Below are 12,498 nucleotides of genomic sequence, written 5' to 3' on the forward strand. Positions count from 1 at the left end.
ACCCGCTCGATGGTGGAGGTCACGGGACGGTGAGGGTGAGGACATCGGACAGCGGTGACGCCGTGCCGGAGCAGGATGCCGTGTACGAGACCTTCGTGTCGCCGGGGTCTGCGCGCAGCGTGATCGTGGCCGACGTCGTGCCGGGCGGTACGGGATTCGAGCTCGTCACCGTGCCGTTCTCGATCGCGACGGTGTACTTGTCCAGGTTCGAACCGGTGGGGCAGGTGTAGCCCGGCCACGTGATGGTGACGCTCTGGGATGCCGTGTACGGGCCTGCGGGGTTCGCGGTCAGGTCGGCCGGCTTCGACGGGGGCGGGATCGGTGCATAGATCTTGACGCTCATGGTGGTGCCCTTGGGGACCCACCCCTTCGGGCTGATGTCGTAGACGGTGAGCTCGTCGGCCTTGCTCGGGGCCTCATCGCCCTGCGTCACGTTGTAGGAGAGCTCGAGCTTGTCGAGTGCGGCCTCGACCTCGCTCTGCGTCATCCCCGCGAAGTCGGAGAGGCTGATGTTCACGAGGTCGGGACTCGGGCTCGGCGACGGCGAGGTGGACACGGGCGGAGTGCTCGGCGGCGTCGAGGGGGTCTTGTCGCGGTTCGGCTGGCCGAGAAGCGCGATGATGGCGCCGACGAGTACGACGAGAAGGATCGCGATGAGCGCGACGAGAGGCCAGGTCCACGGGTTGCGGCGCTTCGATTCGGCCGGCGGTAGCGGCCGGGTGGCGTCCTCGAGCGTGGGAAGGACCCGCGTCGCGGAGGTCTGGCCGAACGCGGTGCCGAGCGACGATTCGCCGAGAACGCCCGGAACTGCCGCGGCGGCAGCGCTGACATCCCCGCGCCTCAGCGCCTGCGCCGCACGAGCGAGGTGCGCAGCGGATGCCGGGCGGTCGGACGGGTTCTTCGCAATGCTCGAGTACACGAGGTTGCGCACGGGTTCGGAGACGGTCACCGGGAGGTCGGGCGGCGTCTCGTTGATCTGGGCCATGGCGATCGCCACCTGGGACTCGCCCGTGAAGGGGCGACGTCCGGCAAGGGCCTCGTACGCGACGATTCCGAGCGAGTAGATGTCGGTCGTCGGCGATGCCGGATGTCCGCTCGCCTGTTCCGGCGACAGGTACTGCACCGTGCCCATGACCTGTCCGGTCGCGGTGAGGGGGACCTGGTCGGCGATGCGGGCGATGCCGAAATCGGTGATCTTGACCCGGCCATCCGGGGTGATCAGGAGGTTCCCGGGCTTGATGTCACGGTGGACCAGCCCGGCGGCATGGGCCGCGTGCAGCGCGGAGGCCGTCTGGGCGACGATGTCGAGCACGCGATCGGTGGCGAGCACACGTTCGCGCTCGAGGATCGTGGAGAGCGCTTCACCGGGGACGAGCTCCATGACGAGGTAGGCACTGCCCTCTTCCTCGCCGTAGTCGAAGACGTTCGCGATGCCCTCGTGGTTGACGAGTGCCGCGTGGCGGGCCTCTGCGCGGAACCGCTCGAGGAATCCGGGATCGCCGAGGTACTCGTCCTTCAGGATCTTGATCGCGACGGTCCTGCCGATGACGAGGTCGGTGGCCTGCCAGACCTCGCCCATGCCGCCGATCGCGATGCGATTGGAGAGTTGGTACCGACCACCGAAAGTGAGGCCGCTCGTGGGTCTCATTTGTTCAGCACCGCCTCTATGACTTTCCTCGCGATTGGCGCTGCAACGGCGTTGCCGAAGCTCGTTCCGTTCTCGACAACAACTGCAACGGCGATCTGTGGGTCGTTTGCGGGGGCGAATCCGGTGAACCAGAGGGTATAGGGTCGCCCCTCCCCGTTCTGGGCCGTGCCCGTCTTGCCCGCCACATCGACTCCACTTATTCTGCCATTGCTCGCAGCCCCGTTGTTGACGTTGTTCACCATGAGTTGAGTGAGTGTCGCACTCGTCTGCGGGGAGATGGGATTGCTGAAGACCTCCGGCTGGAAGGGCTGAATGACGGTCAGGTCGGGCGCGGTGATCGTGCGGATGAGGGTCGGCTTCATGACGACGCCCCCGTTGCCGATGCCGGCGGAGACCATCGCCATCTGCAGTGGAGTCACCTGGACGTTCGCCTGCCCGAACGACGACAGCATGAGCTGCGGCACGTCGAGCGAGCCCGGGATGGAGCTGGGTGTGACATCCATGGGGATCGCGAGATCGGCCCCGAACCCGTAGAGCGTCGTGTACTTGCGCAGCGTCTCCTCGCCGAGGGCTTTGCCGAGTTCCGCGAACGGGATGTTGCAGCTCAGCCGAAGAGCGTTCGCGATGCTCACCTCTTTTCCGGCACCGCACTGGCCGTCGTTGGAGTTCGTGATCACCGAGTCGCTGAGGGGGAGCTTGAGTGTCGACGGGTTCGGGAACGTGCTGTCTGCGGTGAACTCTCCGCTGTCGATCGCGGCGGAGGCGACGATGAGCTTGAAGACACTTCCCGGGTGGTACAGGTCGCCGCTGATGGCACGGTTGAACAACGGATTCTTCGGGTCATCGAGGAGCTTGTTGTATGCGGAGATGACGTTGACGGTGGTGTGGGATGCCAACCGGTTGGGGTCGTACGAGGGCTTGGACACCATGGCGAGGATGGCGCCGGTCTTCGGGTCGATGGCGACGACGGCGCCCTGGTTGCTGCCGAGGGCATCCCAGGCCGCCTTCTGCACGGCGGGGTCGATCGTGAGCTCGACCGCCGCACCTTTCGGTGTCTGACCGGTGAGGATCGCATTGACCTTGGCGAGGAACTGGTCGTTGGCCGTGCCGCTCAGGTAATCGTTGAGCGCCCCCTCGACGCCGCTCGTCCCCTGGTTGAGCGTGAAGTATCCGGTGATCGCCGCGTACAGCTCCGGCTCGGTGTAGACGCGCTGGAACTTGTACTGGTCGTCGACGGGCTTGGATTCTGCGATGGGTTTGCCCGCCACGAGAATCGGGCCGCGCTCGGCCGAGTAGCTGTCGTAGAGGGTGCGGACATTTCGCGAGTCGGCCCGGAGGTTGTCCACCTGCAGGGCCGAGATCGTCGTCGTGGAGCACAGCAGGGCGACGAACATGATGAGGATGACGGCGCTCACGCGCTTGAGTTCGCGGTTCACGGTCCGATCACCAGCCTCGGTTGGTTCCGGATGGTGTCGGACAGGCGCAGGAGCAGGGCGACGATGATCCAGTTCGCCACGAGGGACGATCCGCCCGCCGCGAGGAACGGCGTCGTGAGCCCGGTGAGCGGGATGACCCTCGTGACGCCGCCGACGACGATGAAGACCTGCAGTGCGATGACGAATGACAGCCCGACCCCGAGAAGTCGCCCGAAGTCATCCTGCCCCGCGAAGCCGATGCGCATTCCGCGGGAGACGAGGATGAGGTAGAGCGCGAAGATCGCGAACAGGCCGGCGAGACCGAGCTCCTCGCCGAGGCTCGCCACGATGTAGTCGCTCTGGGCGAGGGGCACGATCTGCGGGCGACCTTCGCCGAGTCCGGTGCCGATGAGCCCGCCGTGGGCGAGACCGAAGAGCCCCTGGACGAGTTGGTAGCTTCCGCCGGCCGCGTTGTACACGTCCGGGTTGAACGCGTCGAGCCATCCATGGAATCGGGCCGCGACGTAGCTGAACAGCTGGCTGGCGATGAGGGCTCCGCCGACGAAGAGGAGCAGACCGAGAACGACCCAACTGAGGCGCGCGGTCGCGACGTAGATCATGACGAGGAACAGGCCGAAGTAGAGAAGGGAGGTTCCGAGGTCTCGCTGGACGATGAGGACGGCCATGGCCGCCGCCCAGATGACCAGGATGGGCCCGAGGTCGCGCGCGCGCGGGAACCTCACACCGAGGATCTTCTTTCCGACCATCGACAGGCTGTCCCTCGCCTCCACGAGGTATCCGGCGAAGAAGATGGCGAGGGCGATCTTCGCGAGTTCGCCGGGCTGGAACGAGAAGATTCCCAGGCGGACCCACAGTCGGGCACCGAACTGCTCGTAGCCGATCACCGGAAGCATGGGCAGGAGCAGCAGCAGGATCCCGGTGAACATGGCGATGTAGCGGTAGCGCTGCAGCACCCGGTGGTTCCGGATGGCCACGACGACGGCGAACGCGATGACCATCGCGATGGCGGTCCAGGCGATCTGGCGGATGCCGTCCGCGTTCCATCCGGTGGCGTGCGCGGCGATGTCGAGCCGGTAGATCTCGGCGATGCCGATTCCGTTGAGGAGGGTCGCAGCGGGAAGGATGAAGGGGTCCGCCTCCGGTGCGACGAAGCGCAGCGCGATGTGAAGTCCGATCGCGAGGACGGCGAGTACTCCGCCGAGCCAGATGATCTCCGGGCGGATCTCACCCAGCGCTCCGAGCTGGACGAGAACGACCGCGATGCCGTTGAGCACGCACGCGAAGATGAGCAGCAGAAGTTCGAGGTTCCGCAGCTTCGACGGAATGTGCAGGTGCAGGCGCAGGGCCGACGTGTGGCCGGTCGGGGCGTCGGCGGTCGCCGATGGGGTGGCCGCCACATCCGTCGTCACGTCAGCCATTGGTCGAGTCGGCCAATCGTTCGATGATGGCGCGGGCATCCTCGAGGTCGTTCGCGCTGATCGTGTCCTCGACGGTGGAGCGCGTGTAGGAGTTCAGGTCGGCGAGCTTGATGCTCGTCTGCTGGTAGACGCTGTGGAGCGAGATCGGGCCGAGATCCTGCTGCACCCCCTGGTAGATGGCGACGGTCTCGCCGTTCGCCCCCACGTAGTAGTGCATCTGAGTCCAGCGATACGCGAACAGCAGAGCAACGACGATTCCCGCGATGATGAGCGCGATGCCGACGAGCCAGGTGATCCGGCGCCGGATCGCGCGTCGCTTGTCCTCGAGGATGAGCTCGTCGAGGTACTCCTCCGACTCCGGTTCGAAGTGGCTGTCCTCGTGCTGTGCGGATTTCAACGGATGCAGCAGGAGTGTCGGCAGGCGCAGTGCGCGGCGAGCGCTGTCGGCTTCGTAGGTGAGCGGGAGCGCGGCGGAGCCGACCGTGAGCGGGGGGTTGGATGCCGACTCCGGACCGTCGCCGACATCCACGAGCACGACGGTGACGTTGTCGGGCGCACCCTGGTCGAGGCTTTCGCGCACGAGCCGGTTGCAGGCATCCTTCGTGCCGGTGAAGGTGCTGAGCGCCGTGGCGATCTTCTCGTCGGACACGTAGCTGCTCAGTCCGTCGGAGCAGATGAGCCAGCGATCGCCGGGCTGGGTGTCGAGAATGGCGGTGTCGATCTCGGGCGAGGAGTCGACATCGCCGAGGACCCGCATGAGCACTGAGCGACGGGGATGCACCGCCGCCTCTTCCTGGGTGATGCGACCGCTGTCCACGAGGCGCTGCACGAAGGTGTGGTCTGCGCTCACCTGTTCGAGGACGCCAGCCCGGTAGAGGTAGATCCGGGAGTCGCCGATGTGGGCGAGAGCCATGTGGTCGCCGACGCGCACGAGGGCGCTGACGGTCGTGCCCATCCCGGTGAGCTCTGCGTGGTCGAACACGGTTTCGGCGAGCATGGTGTTGGCGGCGAGGAGTGCGCTTTGCAGTGCGAACTCCGCATCGCTCGCAGAGGAGTACGGTACGTCGGCTTCGACGATCCGTTTGAGGGCGATCGCGGATGCCACGTCACCGCCGGCGTGGCCTCCCATGCCGTCGGCGACGAGGAACAGGTGTCGGCCTGCATATCCGGAGTCCTGGTTGTTCGCCCGGATCTTGCCGACGTGGGAGACCGCCGCACTCTTGCCTGTGATCGCCATCCGGCTACCGTCGCAGCTCGAAGCTCGTGGTGCCGATGCGCACCCTGGTGTTCAGCGGAACCGGAGTGGGGACGGTGACCCGCGCCTCGTCGAGGAAGGTGCCGTTCGTCGAGTCGAGATCCTGGATGGCCCACTCCTCGCCCCACAGGAGGAGTCGGGCGTGGTGGGTGGAGGTGTAGTCGTCGCGGATGACGAGACCGCTCTCCGCGGAACGTCCGATCGTGAGAGGTTCAGCGGTGAGCTCGATCTCGAGCCCTTCCTTCGCCCCGGAGGTGATGACGAGCCGCTTCGCGTTGCTGACGGTCGCGATCGTGGACTTGCCCGAGGGCTTCGCGGCGGGCGCGGTCGGCGCCTGGCCCGCGGGGAAGGGAGCCGCCACCGAGTCCGGCATCCGCTTGACCCTCTGGCCGAAGAGGTCGGATCGGAGGGCGTAGACGATCGCGAAGATGAAGACCCACAGGAGCAGGAGGAACCCGAAGCGCAGGACGAACAGTGTGAGTTCACTCACCGCGCAGCACCGTCCTGGGCGGTTCCGTCCACGCGGAGGTCGGAGAACTGGTCAATCGACGCTGATTGGGCAAGCACTCGGAACACGATACGGGTTCTGCCAATGGAAATCACGGAATCGGTGGGCAGGGCGGCCTTCGTCACGGGGGCGCCGTTGAGGAGCGAGCCGTTCGTGGATCCGAGATCGTTGACCTGGCCCCGCTTGCCGTCCCACAGGATCTCCACGTGTCGGCGGGAGATTCCGGAGTCGTCGACGGTGATGTCCGCTTCGGCTCCGCGGCCGATGACGGTGTGGGATTTCGTGATCGGGTAGCGTTTTCCGCCGATGTCGAGGATCGGTGTCCACGACACCTCTCCTTTGACGTTCGAGGATTCGATGCGCACCACTCCTTCTGCGAGTGTGCCGTCTTCGACGAGCCGGATGCTGATCCCGCCGGCGAACTGGTACCGCTGCGCGGTCGCATGGGTCTGGATCAGTTGCGTCAGCTCGTCGATGAGCGTCGGCCCGATCCCGGTCATCCGTGCATGGTCACCCGGTGCGAGGTGCACCGTGAACCTGTTGGGGACGAGGATTCGGTCCCGTGCGACGACGACCGCCTTGGTGTCGAGTTCGCGTCGAAGGGCTGCCGTGATCTCGACCGGTTGGAGCCCGCTCTTGAAGGTCCTGGCGAAGGCGCCGTTGACGACCCGCTCAAGTCCCTTTTCGAAGCTGTCCAAGAGGCCCAAGGATCTCCCTCCTTATTCTGACGATGTTAGCCGTTGGGTTTGGGGTGAGCCCGAACCCGGGGGAATCTACAACCCGAGAATGACGGCGGCGGCGCGCGGGCCGCCCGCCCGCTGTGATAATCTCACTACGCTGCGCGGGTGGCGGAATTGGTAGACGCGCTGGCTTCAGGTGCCAGTACTCGCAAGGGTGTGGGGGTTCAAGTCCCCCCTCGCGCACAACAGTCGTCAGCAGGCCAGGCGCCGTCTCGGCCGCTCACAATCGCCGAATGGTAGCGTTCCCCTGTGATCGAGGTCGAGCACCTGACGAAGAGGTTCGGTGATCGGCTCGCCCTCGATGATCTGTCGTTTCGGGTTGACGCCGGAAAGGTGACGGCGTTTCTTGGCCCCAATGGGGCTGGGAAGACGACGACCATGCGACTGATCCTCGGGCTTGATCGGCCGACATCCGGCCGTGCGCTCGTGGGTGGTCGAGCCTTTCGCGACTATGTTGACCCGATCTGCCAGGTGGGGGCGCTGCTGGATACGAAGTTCGCCCATCCGCGGCGGACCGCGTTCGACCATCTCCTCGTCATCGCGGCCACGCACCGAATTCCGCGGTCACGCGTGCACGAGGTGATCGAGGAGACCGGGCTTGAATCGGTTGCCGGTGAGCGGGTGCTCAAATTCTCGCTCGGGATGACGCAGCGCCTGGGTATCGCGTCAGCGTTGCTGGGCTCTCCGCGCATTCTCATTCTCGATGAGCCGGTGAATGGCCTCGACATCGACGGGGTGAGCTGGTTTCGAGAGTTGTGTCGACGGTACGCAGCGGACGGCGCAGCGGTTTTCCTCTCCTCTCATTTGATGTCCGAAGTCGAGCGGGTGGCGGATCAGGTGATCGTCCTCGGCCGTGGCCGGGTGCTCAAGGATGCCCCACTATTCGAGTTCCGGCAGGGAGCTGCGGTCGTCAGCGTAGTGACCGAGCACGCCACCGAGTTCGCAGCGCATCTTGAACGGTTGGGCGCATCCGTACTGATGTCGGGTGACCATTCGTTGTCCGTCACCGGTCTATCGGCAGCCGAAATCGGCTCTGCGGCATTGCGCCAAGGGATCGCCCTGGAGCGCCTCAACGAAGAATCACGATCCCTGGAGGACAGCTACCGGGTGCTCACCGACCAGGACATCGAGTTCCGGTCCATGACGAACTCGGGCGATGTCGCGGAATGACTGCGGTGGTTGTCGACGCGCGAGTTGAGCCCCGTCTGACTCTGTGGCGACTGACGAAGGCGCAGTTGCGTGCCCTCTTGGGAGGCTCTGCCGTGGGGTGGGGTATTGCCGCAGTGATGCTCCTCTCTGTGTTGAGCGGGGCGATCGCGGTGATATCCGTCTTGTCACCGCATCACCCCATCGACCCGCTGTCAGCGGTGCACACGGCGATCATGCTGGCTTCGGTCCTGGTGCAGCTGTTCGCGATCGTCGTGGGGGCTGAAGCATTCGCGGGCGAGTTCGGCTGGGGGACGATCGGCGCCACACTCGCGGTTTCCCCGCGGCGTGGGATGTTGTTCTCCGCGAAATCCATCGCAACCTGCGGAACGGTGGTGGTGCTCGGATTAGTCTCGGGGCTCCTCGCCGGCGGGACGGCGTTGACGGTGTTGGCACTCATGGGGAACGCGATCAATCCCATGGTGATGATGGCGGGGTTGGCATCCGCTACCGGTCTTGCGGTCGGAGTGGGAATTCTCTCCCTGCTCGCACTGGCACTCGGCGCGCTCACTCGTATGCGGGTTGTCGCCATCCTGGTGCCCATTGGCGTGCTCTACATACTCCCCCTGGCCGTCGGCCTGATTCCTCAGGGCGCGGTTCGAGAGTGGGCGAGCGCGGTTCTGCCCAGCACCGCGTTCACCGCGTTGACTACGGTCGACCCGGTTGGCGCACTACTCGTGCTGGCGGTGTGGTGCGCGGCAGTGGTGCCGGCTGCGGTGGTGCGGTTTGTCGCCAGCGATCTGAGTGCAGTCGCGGCCGGGCATCCTCGAGCTCTCCGCAGGAACCCTGGGCAGCAACATTCTGACGGTCATCCGTTCCGGTCGACGACCGGCGGGAGACTCCGATCGGAATTGCGCAAGAGCTGGAGTCTGCCGTCTGTCCGCTGGATTATTGCGATCGCCATCCTTCTCAATATGGCGTTCGGTATCGCTCGCGCATCGCTGAACTCGGTTGAGGGGGTCAGCGACAACATCCATGACGCCCTCTCCATCGAGTACAGCTTTTCCATCACAGATGGTATCGGTGGGATCGCACTCCTGCTGGCAGTGCTGTGCGCCATTCAGGTCGCGAGTGAATTCGAGACCGGTACTGCGGTAGCAACATTCGTTGCCGCGCCACGGCGCTGGCAGGTGACATGGATGAAGGCTCTTCTTGCGGCGATCTCGGGGGCGGCAATCGGGGTCTTCGCTGTGCTTCTCACCGCAGTGGTCATTGTCCCGATCTACGCGGCGCGTGGGTATATCGCAACCCCGGACGTTGTGGCGGACGGACTTGAGGCGGGAGGCAAAGCCGTGATCTTCCTCATTCTCATCTCCCTCATGAGCGCGGGCATCGCGGGAGCAACCCGACGGAGTGCCACGACGGTGATTGTCATGAGCGCGGCCCTGATCATCGGCCCGGCGTTGTTCAATACCATCCTCGGATTCTCCCGCGCCACAGACAGCCCATTGCTTGCAGTCGGGAACGTGGCCCGACTCTTCCCATGGGAGGGCGCCAGGTTCTTCTCACCGCCCGACGGCGTGACAGATTTCGCCACGATCGATGGGAGCGGAGTACTTCAGGTTTCCGCCCAGTTCGGGATCATGATGACCGCGATCTGGGCAGCCGTCGCGCTCATCGGGTGGTTCATCTCCGACACGCGTCGACCAATCAGTGTTCGCTGAACCCATTTGACCCATTGGATTAACTCAGCAATCCTCAGGGCAATCTGCAATCGGCAGGCCTATTCTGAATCAGTGAGTCACGATGAGTGATGTCGGTACGCCACCGATCCCGATGCTGGACGTCAAGGAACTCCGCGTCAGTTACGGTGCTCGGGTCGCCGTCGACGGGGTCAGCTTCCGCATCGAGCGCGGGGAGATCTTCGGACTTCTGGGGCCCAACGGCGCGGGGAAGACGAGCACGCTCAGCGCCATCGAAGGTCTGGTCAAGCCGCAATCCGGGCGGTCGCTGATCGACGGCATCGATACCGCGCAGCATCCGCTGGAGGCGAAGGCGCTGCTCGGCGTACAACTGCAGTCATCCAGCTTCCAGCCCGAGTTGTCGATCCAGCAGATCGCGTCCTTGTTCGCCGGCCTGTACGGCGTTCGGCTCACCACGGCGCAGCTCGCCGACCGGCTTCGTGACATCGGCCTGGAGGCGGAGGCAGGCCGGCGCTTCAAACAGCTCTCCGGCGGACAGCAGCAGAGGCTGGCCCTGTTCATCGCGAGCATCCATGACCCCCTGCTCCTGCTCCTCGACGAACCGACAGCCGGACTGGACCCTCAGTCGCGGCGAGCGCTGTGGCAGCGGATCGAGCAGGCCCGGGGTGCCGGCCGCAGCATCCTGCTCACGACGCACTCGATGGAGGAGGCGCAGGCGGTCTGCGATCGTGTCGCGATCGTGGACCACGGAACGCTGCTCACGACGGGAACACCCGCCGACCTGATCGCGAAACACCGGGACGATCCGAAGGTGAGGGCGGTGGCCCACGGCGAGGTCACCCTCGAGGATGTCTTCATCGGCCTGACGGGAAGTGAGATCCGTGACTGAACGCCCGGCGTTCGGCCTCGCGATGGGGGCGCTCCTCAAAGCCGACACCCTGTCCCTTCTCCGCAATCGGACCTCGGGGATCATCACGGTCCTCCTGCCGATCATCCTTGTCGTCGCGACGAGCTTCGGTGAGAAGAAGATCCGCCTACTCGGCGGCCCCGACCTGATCATCGGCCTCGCGCTGACGGTGGGACTGCTCGTCTCCAGCCTCCTCGGCTACGCCATCAGCCTGGCCCAGGATCGTCACGCGGGGGTTCTGCAGAGACTTCGCGTGACCCCGACACCGACCTGGATGATCATGGCCAGCAGGCTCATCGTGCAGCTCGTCGTCAACCTGGCGATGACCGTGATCGTCGTCGTGCTCGGTGTCGTCGTGCACGGGTTGTCCCTGAACCCGGCCCAATACGCGTTGGTCCTCGCGATCTCGATCTTCGGCGCGGCCGTGTTCCTGGCGATCGGCCAAGCACTCGTCGGCCTCGTCAACTCGCTCAGCGCGGTCAACGCGATCGGACGCATCCTGTTCGCGCTCCTCCTGCTCCTCGGCCTCGTCGGCGCGACCGGCATTCTCGGGGATGCCGTCAAGGCGATCGCCGACTGGTCGCCCGTCGGCGCGCTCATGACCCTGTTCTCCGACGCGCTCAACTGGTCACCGTGGAGCGACCAGGACACGTTCGCGTTACTCGTCGGCATCGGGTACATCGTGATCTTCTCGTTCGTCGGGATCCGCCTGTTCCGGTGGGACTCGAAATAACGGGGAAAGAGGAGATGCCATGCCGAAGCTGATGATCGTGGTGGGGAGCGTGCGGCCCGGCAGGATCGGGCTGCCGATCGCCAACTGGGTTCGGGCGACAGTTGCCGGCGACGCGCGGTTCGAGTGCGACTGGGCCGACCTGCAGGAAATGGGCCTGCCCTTCATGGACGAGCCGAATCATCCGAAGCTGCACCAGTACACGAAAGACCACACGTTCGCCTGGAGCGCCAGGGTCGACGCGGCCGACGCATTCATCTTCGTGTCGCCGGAATACAACTTCAGTTACGCGCCCGCACTGAAGAACGCGCTCGACTACCTCAATCGCGAGTGGTGGCGCAAACCACTGGGTCACGTGAGCTACGGGGGCATCTCGGCAGGCACGAGAGCGGTGACGGCGCTGCGACCGGTCGAGCTGTGCGTCGGGCTCGTTCCGACGGTCGCGAATGTGGAGATCCCGTGGGCCGCGAAGAACATCGACGACAACGGTGAATTCATTCCGCTCGAGTCGCAGGAGAGAGTTCTTACCGCCCAGCTCGACGAACTCGTTGACCTGGATGGCGTGCTGCGCCCACTTCGCGCGGCACGCGCCTGACGCCCTCCGCACGGGTGCGTAAGCGGTGGAACGCGCTTGCATTCTTCATCCGACCGACATACCCTAGGGGGGTATAAGCGATTGCGCTCCGAACACAGCTGAAGGAACCAGGAAATGACCAGTATCCAGTACGAAGTCACCGGAATGACCTGCGGCCACTGCGTCGCGAGCGTGACGGAGGAACTCGGCGAACTGGCCGGCGTGAACTCCGTCGCCGTCGATCTGAACGCCGGAGGAGTCTCGGTGGTGACCGTCGACAGCGCGGCAGCACTCGACCATGAACTCGTGCGCGCCGCCATCGACGAAGCGGGATACCAGCTGGTGACCACCACACCGTGACGAGCAACACCGTCGCTGGAGGGTCCTTCGTTTCGGTCGACGAACTCGAGCGCACCGAACTTCACCTGGGGAT

The 12,498-nt window shown here is 65.1% G+C and carries 12 protein-coding genes and 1 tRNA gene; 7 read left to right on the forward strand and 6 right to left on the reverse strand.

The window, feature by feature from the left end; genetic code table 11:
• Positions 1-19: 19 nt before the first annotated feature.
• Genes BKA04_RS07025 through BKA04_RS07050 form a run of 6 tightly spaced genes read right to left on the reverse strand, consistent with a single transcriptional unit; the run spans position 20 to position 6,972 of the window.
• Positions 20-1,648, reverse strand: a complete 1,629-nt coding sequence (locus BKA04_RS07025) for a protein kinase domain-containing protein (protein ID WP_104095777.1) — start codon at positions 1,646-1,648, stop codon at positions 20-22.
• On the reverse strand, positions 1,645-3,084 hold the full coding sequence (locus BKA04_RS07030; RefSeq protein WP_104095778.1) for a peptidoglycan D,D-transpeptidase FtsI family protein: 1,440 nt from the start codon (positions 3,082-3,084) through the stop codon (positions 1,645-1,647). The genes BKA04_RS07025 and BKA04_RS07030 overlap by 4 nt, the downstream gene beginning before the upstream one ends.
• Positions 3,081-4,502 carry an FtsW/RodA/SpoVE family cell cycle protein gene (locus BKA04_RS07035; RefSeq protein ID WP_104095779.1) on the reverse strand — a complete coding sequence of 474 codons (1,422 nt, stop codon included), beginning with the start codon at positions 4,500-4,502 and terminating at the stop codon, positions 3,081-3,083. The genes BKA04_RS07030 and BKA04_RS07035 overlap by 4 nt, the downstream gene beginning before the upstream one ends.
• Positions 4,495-5,739, reverse strand: a complete 1,245-nt coding sequence (locus tag BKA04_RS07040) for a PP2C family protein-serine/threonine phosphatase (RefSeq protein ID WP_104095780.1) — start codon at positions 5,737-5,739, stop codon at positions 4,495-4,497. Before BKA04_RS07040 ends, BKA04_RS07035 begins: the two co-directional genes overlap by 8 nt.
• A gap of 4 nt (positions 5,740-5,743) precedes the next feature.
• Positions 5,744-6,247, reverse strand: coding sequence for an FHA domain-containing protein FhaB/FipA (locus BKA04_RS07045; protein ID WP_104095781.1), 504 nt, complete (start codon positions 6,245-6,247; stop codon positions 5,744-5,746).
• On the reverse strand, positions 6,244-6,972 hold the full coding sequence (locus tag BKA04_RS07050) for an FhaA domain-containing protein (protein ID WP_104095782.1): 729 nt from the start codon (positions 6,970-6,972) through the stop codon (positions 6,244-6,246). The genes BKA04_RS07045 and BKA04_RS07050 overlap by 4 nt, the downstream gene beginning before the upstream one ends.
• Positions 6,973-7,104: 132 nt before the next feature.
• On the opposite strand from BKA04_RS07050, the gene BKA04_RS07055 reads away from it, so the two are divergent.
• From BKA04_RS07055 to BKA04_RS07085, 7 genes are all read left to right on the forward strand, one after another.
• Positions 7,105-7,188 (forward strand) — tRNA-Leu (locus BKA04_RS07055).
• Between the two features lie 66 nt (positions 7,189-7,254).
• Positions 7,255-8,175, forward strand: a complete 921-nt coding sequence (locus tag BKA04_RS07060) for an ABC transporter ATP-binding protein (protein WP_104095783.1) — start codon at positions 7,255-7,257, stop codon at positions 8,173-8,175.
• Positions 8,176-8,288: 113 nt separating this feature from the next.
• Positions 8,289-9,875 carry a hypothetical protein gene (locus BKA04_RS07065; RefSeq protein ID WP_134542258.1) on the forward strand — a complete coding sequence of 529 codons (1,587 nt, stop codon included), beginning with the start codon at positions 8,289-8,291 and terminating at the stop codon, positions 9,873-9,875.
• 82 nt (positions 9,876-9,957) lie between these two features.
• A complete protein-coding gene (locus BKA04_RS07070; protein ID WP_104095785.1) occupies positions 9,958-10,743 on the forward strand; it encodes an ABC transporter ATP-binding protein in 786 nt (261 codons plus the stop codon).
• A complete protein-coding gene (locus BKA04_RS07075) occupies positions 10,736-11,494 on the forward strand; it encodes an ABC transporter permease (protein WP_104095786.1) in 759 nt (252 codons plus the stop codon). The genes BKA04_RS07070 and BKA04_RS07075 overlap by 8 nt, the downstream gene beginning before the upstream one ends.
• Positions 11,495-11,513: 19 nt before the next feature.
• Positions 11,514-12,086, forward strand: coding sequence for an NADPH-dependent FMN reductase (locus BKA04_RS07080; protein ID WP_104095787.1), 573 nt, complete (start codon positions 11,514-11,516; stop codon positions 12,084-12,086).
• Between the two features lie 114 nt (positions 12,087-12,200).
• Positions 12,201-12,425, forward strand: a complete 225-nt coding sequence (locus tag BKA04_RS07085) for a heavy-metal-associated domain-containing protein (protein WP_104095788.1) — start codon at positions 12,201-12,203, stop codon at positions 12,423-12,425.
• The last annotated feature ends 73 nt before the right edge of the window (positions 12,426-12,498 follow it).

The organism is Terrimesophilobacter mesophilus (assembly GCF_014200375.1).
GTDB classification, from domain to species: domain Bacteria; phylum Actinomycetota; class Actinomycetes; order Actinomycetales; family Microbacteriaceae; genus Terrimesophilobacter; species Terrimesophilobacter mesophilus.

Coding starts and splice junctions, on each gene's coding strand:
- BKA04_RS07040 (WP_104095780.1), bottom strand. CDS start 5,739: ATGGCGATCACAGGCAAGAGTGCGGCGGTCTCCCACGTCGGCAAGATC.
- BKA04_RS07025 (WP_104095777.1), bottom strand. CDS start 1,648: ATGAGACCCACGAGCGGCCTCACTTTCGGTGGTCGGTACCAACTCTCC.
- BKA04_RS07035 (WP_104095779.1), bottom strand. CDS start 4,502: ATGGCTGACGTGACGACGGATGTGGCGGCCACCCCATCGGCGACCGCC.
- BKA04_RS07070 (WP_104095785.1), top strand. CDS start 9,958: ATGAGTGATGTCGGTACGCCACCGATCCCGATGCTGGACGTCAAGGAA.
- BKA04_RS07080 (WP_104095787.1), top strand. CDS start 11,514: ATGCCGAAGCTGATGATCGTGGTGGGGAGCGTGCGGCCCGGCAGGATC.
- BKA04_RS07085 (WP_104095788.1), top strand. CDS start 12,201: ATGACCAGTATCCAGTACGAAGTCACCGGAATGACCTGCGGCCACTGC.